The organism is bacterium (assembly GCA_030654305.1).
In the GTDB taxonomy this organism is placed as follows: Bacteria; Krumholzibacteriota; Krumholzibacteriia; order LZORAL124-64-63; family LZORAL124-64-63; genus PNOJ01.
In genome coordinates, this window is the sequence record JAURXS010000396.1 from 1 (window position 1) to 6135 (window position 6135).

The 6135-nt window shown below is 72.9% G+C and carries 4 protein-coding genes; all 4 read right to left on the reverse strand.

Annotated elements, in window-relative coordinates; genetic code table 11:
• Positions 1-248 (reverse strand): hypothetical protein (locus Q7W29_11355; GenBank protein ID MDO9172414.1); only part of this gene is annotated, 248 nt, incomplete at its 3' end.
• A gap of 130 nt (positions 249-378) precedes the next feature.
• Positions 379-1341: an endonuclease/exonuclease/phosphatase family protein gene (locus tag Q7W29_11360; GenBank protein MDO9172415.1), complete on the reverse strand. Its 963-nt coding sequence runs from the start codon at positions 1339-1341 to the stop codon at positions 379-381.
• 21 nt (positions 1342-1362) lie between these two features.
• Entirely contained in the window at positions 1363-4479 is a 3117-nt protein-coding gene (locus Q7W29_11365; GenBank protein MDO9172416.1) for an efflux RND transporter permease subunit, read from the reverse strand.
• A gap of 1 nt (position 4480) precedes the next feature.
• Positions 4481-6135 (reverse strand): efflux RND transporter permease subunit (locus tag Q7W29_11370; protein ID MDO9172417.1); only part of this gene is annotated, 1655 nt, incomplete at its 5' end.

A 6135-nucleotide genomic window follows, 5' to 3' on the forward strand; every position in this document is an offset into this window, starting at 1 on the left:
TCGGCGGCGGCCAGTTCCGCCAGGTCCCGCGCCAGGTTGATGCGGCCGTCGATCCAGGCCGACAGCCGCAGCCGCACCTGCTCGTCCATCACCTGGGATTCCAGGGCCAGCTCGCGCCGCTCCACGTTCCGCTGCGCGATCCACAGCGCGATCGACCCGCCGGCCACGGCGAGGAACAGCAGCGGCGGCAGCCAGGTCGCCAGGCGGGGTGACAGCGCGTTCCCGGCGCCGGATTCCTTCACCGTCATCGCACTCCTCCCCCGCCCGCGACGTCGCCGGCGGGTCCGGTTCGCCGAACCACGTGATCCCCGCCCGAGGCGGACCGCGACATCGTACCGGCAGCGGCCGCCGCGGTCCAGCCGTACCGCCGGCGGACGCTCAGTAGCGCGGGGAGGCGCCCGTCGCGCCGTCGACCGCGTCGCCGGGGCGGGGCGGGTGGCGCGGCAGCCGGAACACGGCCCAGACCGGGAAGTGGTCCGAGGGCCAGCGGCCGTCCTGGCGGAAACGGGAGACCCCCGCCTCGGCGGCCGGCAGCGCGGAACCGGCCAGGATCCAGTCGATGCGCCCGCGGCCGGGCACGCCGGTGAAGCCGTGGAAGGTGCCGTCGGGCTGCGCGCGCTCGGCGGGCGACGCGGCGTGCCAGGCGTCGTGCAGGGCGACGCCGTCGCGCCAGCCCTCCAGCGCCAGGATCCGGTAGGGCGGGCTGCCGGGGTCGGCCGGCGCGTTGAAGTCGCCCGTCAGCAGCACCGCGTGGCCGCCCGCGATCTCGGCCAGGCGCCGCCTCAGCAGCAGGGCGCCCTGCTCGCGGGCCTGCGCCCCCGCGTGGTCGAGGTGGGTGTTGAACACGAAGAGCGTGTCGGGGTCGCAGAGGCGGTCGTAGAGCTTCACCCAGGTCGCGAGGCGCGGGCAGGCGGCGTCCCAGCCCCTGCTGCCCGGCGTCTGCGGCGTCTCGCTCAGCCAGAAGTTGCCCTGGTCCAGCAGGCGGTAGCGGTCGCGGCGCGTGAAGATCAGGCACATCTCGCCGGCGCGCTCGCCGTCGTCCCGCCCCACGCCCGTGATCCGGTACTCCGAGAAGGCGCGCTCCAGCTCGACGCCCTGCTCCCAGAGGCACTCCTGGACGGCGAAGATCGCCGGCTGCCGCTCGCGGATCGCCAGGCGCACGAGGTAGCGGCGGTGTTCCCAGGCGTCCGGGCCGTCGTCCGCGGTGCCGTAGCGGATGTTGAAGGTCATCACGGTCGTGGGCTCGGCGCCGCCGGCGGGCGGCGCGGCGGCCGACGACACGAACAGCATGACGAGCACGCACAGCAGGGCGAGCGCGAACAGCGGGCGCGCGATCCTCACGGCACCACCCCCGGTCCGGGTTCAGGACACCGGGGGCATTGTCGCACCGGCGGGCGCCGGCGGGCAACGACGATCCCGCCGCAGGCCGCCGAGGTCGGCGAGCGTGGCGCGGAAGGCCGCCGCGTAGCGGTGAGCCAGCAGGAAGTAGGTGGGCAGCACGACCAGGGTCAGCAGCGTCGAGGAGGTCAGCCCGCCGATGATGGCGCGCGCCATCGGGTAGTACTGGGCGTCCCCGACGTGCGCGTCCCCGGCCAGCGACAGGGGCAGCAGGCCCAGCACCGTCGTGCCCGCGGTCATCAGGATGGGGCGCAGCCGGTCGGCGCAGGCCGCCATGACCGCGTCCTCGAGCGGCTGGCCGCCGCGGCGGTGGTTGTTGACGTGGTCCACCAGCACGATGCCGTTGTTCACCACCACGCCGATCAGGATCACCATGCCGATCATGGCCATCAGGTTGAACGGCGTGCCGGTCAGCATGAAGAGCCAGAAGACGCCCAGCGAGGCGAACGGCACGCAGCACATCACCACCAGGGGCTGCAGCAGCGACTCGAACAGGCTGGCCATCACGAAGAAGACGCAGACCAGCGCCAGCAGCAGGTTCAGCCCCATCTCGGAGTTCTGCTGCCGGGCGCGCCGGATCTCGGAACCGAAGTCCCAGCCGTAGCCGATCGGCATCTCCAGGTTGTCCAGCAGCCCGCGGATGCGCTCGAGGCCCGCTTCGAGGTCCTTGCCCTCGTACGTGCCGCGCAGCGTCACGCCCGACTTCTGGTTGTCGCGGAAGATGCGCCGCGGGCCCTCGTCGATGCGGAAGTCCGCCACCTGCCCCAGCGGCACGGCGCGGCCCTCGTGGACGCCCACGGTGAGGATCTCGAGGTTCTCGATGCTCTCGCGGTCGTCCGGGTCGAGCACCACCGACATGTCGATCTCCTTGTCGCCGGTGTTCAGGCGCGGCAGCAGGACCCCGCGGTAGGTCAGGCCCATGACCTGCGCGACGTCGCGGGCGGACACGCCGTGGCGGGCGGCGGCCTCGCCGTCCACGTCGACCAGGATCTCCTGGCTGCCGGACTCGGCGTCGCTGCGCAGGTCGCCGACGCCGTCGAGCGTCAAGAGCAGGCGCTTCGCCTCGTGCGCCAGCTCCTGGAGCGTCTCGGTCTCCTGGCCGTAGAGGGTGACCGCGAAGGTCTTCGCGCCGGTGCCCTGCCCCTCCTCGTCGCCGTAGCGGTAGGTGACGCCGGCCTGGACGGGCAGGTGCTCCTTGAGGTCCTCGCGCGTGCGGCGGAAGAAGCGGTCGGAGACGACGCCGTCGGCGAAGAAGAGCGAGATCCCGGCCTGGTCGGCCGTGAAGTAGGAGTAGATGTCGCGCAGTCCGAGGTCCTCCCGGCGCGTCTCGAGGTACCGCTCGGCGGCGGCCACGGCGTCGCTGGCGCGCTCCTTGTCCACCGCGTCGCTGAATTCCATCCCGACGTACAGGCTCTCGCGCCGCATGCCCTCGTCGCCGAAGGCTTCGGGCTTGAAGCTGGTGGCGGCCATCAGGCCCGCCGTGACGGCCAGCGTGGCCGGCACGATGACCAGGCCCGTCAGCAGGGGGTGCCGCAGCGTGGTCCAGCCAAGCAGACGCAGGTAGCGCGCGCGCAGGCGCACCAGCCAGCCGGCGTCCGGGGCGGTGGGCCGGTCGCGGCCGGTGCGCACCGAGAAGGCGGGGATCACCGTCAGGCTGACCAGCAGGGACAGCGTCAGGGTGACGCCGATCGTGCGGCCGACCTCGCCCAGCCATACCGCCGTCTCGTCGGCCCGGCTGACGATGACCGGTGCGAAGACGATGATGGTGGTCAGCGTCGAGGCGGTGATGGCGCGCGCGACCTCGCGCGTGCCCCGCATCGCGGCGGCCACCGGCGTCGCGCCGGCGTGCTGGCGGCGGTGGATCGACTCGAGCACCACGACCGCGTTGTCCACCAGCATGCCGACCCCGAGCATCAGCCCCATCATCGACAGCACGTTCAGCGAGCCGCCGCCCAGGTACATGAACACGGCCGTGCCGAGCAGCGACAGCGGGATCGCCAGCGAGACCAGCAGGGTCATGCTCCAGCGCCGCAGGAACAGGTAGAGGATCGCCACCGCCAGCAGCGACCCCGCGAAGCCGGACTGCAGCAGGCTGCTGAGGCCGTCGGTGATCTGGTCGGCCTGGTTGAAGAAGGGCACGCTGCTGACGCCCTGCAGCGTGGGGTCCTCGTTGATGCGCGCCAGCTCGCGCTCGACCGCCTCGCACACCTCGACGGTGTTGTAGCCCGACGCCTTCTGGATCCAGAAGGCGATGGCGGGCTCGCCGTTCAGCCGCCGGCCGTAGCTCATGGCCGGCGCGCCGTAGACGACGTCGGCCACGTCCCGCAGGCGCAGGCCGCGCTCGTCGATCGGCAGCTCGCGCAGGCCCTCCACGCCGCGGATGTCGCTGACGGTGCGCACGTCGTAGCGCATCCCCTGCTCGGTGACCGTGCCGACGGTCAGCTCCACGTTGGCCGACTCCAGCTCCCGGAACAGCCGCGTCACGTCCACGCCGTGCTCCAGCACGCGGTCGAAGTCCAGGTACACCGAGACCTGGGTGGGCAGGATGCCGTCGATGTTCACGCGCCCCACGCCGGGGATGCGCTGCAGCGGCCCGATGACCTTCTGGTCCAGCAGGTCCCAGCTCTCGGACAGGTCGCGCCCCTTGGCGGAGATGCGCCCCTCGATGATCGGGATGTCGCTGGTGTTGAAGGTCAGCAGCAGGATCTGGCGGACGTCGTCCGGCAGGTCGCCGCGGATCTGGTCGATCTTCTCCTTCACCTCCAGGCGCAGCAGGTTGACGTCGCGGCCCCAGTCGAACTGGACGCCCACCCAGGCCTGGTCGGGGTCGGAGTAGCTGTTGATCTCGCGCACGCCGCCGAGCGTGGCGAGGATCTCCTCGATGGGCGCCACGATCTCCCGCTCGGTCTCGCCGGGGATCCCGTTCGGGTAGGGCACCATGACGCCGATGAAGGGCATCTCGACGCGGGGCAGGAAATCGAGCTTGAGCCGCCAGAGCGAGACGCCGCCCAGCAGGACCACGGTCGCCAGCACCATGGCCAGGGCCACGGGGCGGCGCAGCGAGAGGCGGGTCAGCCACATCTCAGGCCCCTTCCCGCGCGGGGCGGACGCCGGCGGCGACCGGGGCGGGCGCGGCCTCCGTCGCGGCGGCGGCGCGGCCCGGGGTGATCAGCGCGTAGGCGGCCGGCACCACGACCAGGGTCAGCAGGGTCGCCAGCGTCAGGCCCCAGATCACGGTGATCGCCAGCGGCGCGCGCAGCTCGGCGCCCTCGCCCAGGCCCAGCGCCATGGGCAGCAGGCCCAGGACGGTGGTCGCCGTGGTCATCAGGATGGGGCGCAGCCGCTCGCGCCCGGCCTGCAGCACGGCGGCCTCGAGGTCCCGGTCGCGGCGCAGCTGGTTGATGCGGTCCACCAGCACGATGCCGTTGTTCACGACGATGCCCGCCAGCATGATCGCGCCGATCACCACGATCACGCTGACCGGCGTGCCGGTCAGGGCCAGGCCGTACACGGCGCCGGTCAGGGCCAGCGGCACCGTGAACATGATGATCAGGGGGTGCAGGAAGGACTCGAACTGGGCCGCCATCACCAGGTAGACCAGGAACACCGCCAACAGGGTCGCCAGCCACAGCGAGCGGAACGAGGCCCGCATCTCCTCGTTCTGGCCGCCCATGGCGACCGTGACGCCGGCGGGCAGGGACAGCGCCCGCAGCCGGCGCTCGACGTCCCGCGTCACCGAGCCCAGGTCGCGCCCGGCCAGGTTGGCCGAGACGATCACGGCGCGCTTGCGGCCGAGGCGGTGGATCTCCGACGGGCCCTGCTCCACCGACATCGTCGCCACGGCCGCCAGCGGGATCGGCACGCCGCCGCGCTCGGCGACGATCAGGTCGCGCACGGACTGCAGGGTGCTGCGCTGCTCCTCGCCGTTCATGACGCGGATGTCGATGTGCCGCTCGCGCTCGCGGATGCGGCCGGCCACGCTGCCGCGCACCTTGTCGCGCACCAGCTGCGACACCTGGCCCAGGCTCAGGCCGTGCCGGTTCAGCTTGTCGCGGTCGAAGGCCACGCGCACCTCGGGCGAGCCGGGCACCATGCTCAGGCGGACGTCCCGCAGGCCCTCGACTTCGGCCAGGGACGCCGCCACCGCGTCCGCGGAGCGCTGCAGGTCCTCGAGGTTGTAGCCGTAGACGTCGACCTCCACCGGAGCGCTGAAGCTGAACAGCGACTGGCGCCGCACCTTCATGGACACGTCGGGGTAGCCCGCCAGCACCCGGCGCACGCCGGCCAGCACGTCGGCCTCGCGCTGCTGGTCGGCGCGGTCCAGGCGGACGTGGATCTCGGCCCGGTTCTCCTTGCGGCGCGAGGCCGAGGTGTCGCCCTCGCGGCTGACGCCCACGTCCGAGGCGGTCCGCTCGATGCCCTCGATCCCGGCCAGGCCGCGCTCGATGGCGGCGACGCGGGCGTCGGTCCGGCTCAGCGGCGTGCCCTCGGGCAGCTCCAGGCCCAGCGTGAACTCGCCCTGGGCCATCGGCGGGATCAGCTCGACGCCCAGCCCCGGGGCCAGCAGCGCCGCGCCCGCGGCCAGCGCCACCGCGAAGCCCAGCACCGCGCCGCGCCGCGCCAGGGCGACGCCGAGCATACGTTCGTAGCCGGACGCCAGCCGCGGGTAGGTCGCGTTGAACAGGGCGGTCAGCGGCGACAGCAGCAGCAGCAGGCCCGCGCGCAGCCGGCCGCCGA

Coding starts and splice junctions, on each gene's coding strand:
- Q7W29_11365 (MDO9172416.1), bottom strand. CDS start 4,479: ATGTGGCTGACCCGCCTCTCGCTGCGCCGCCCCGTGGCCCTGGCCATG.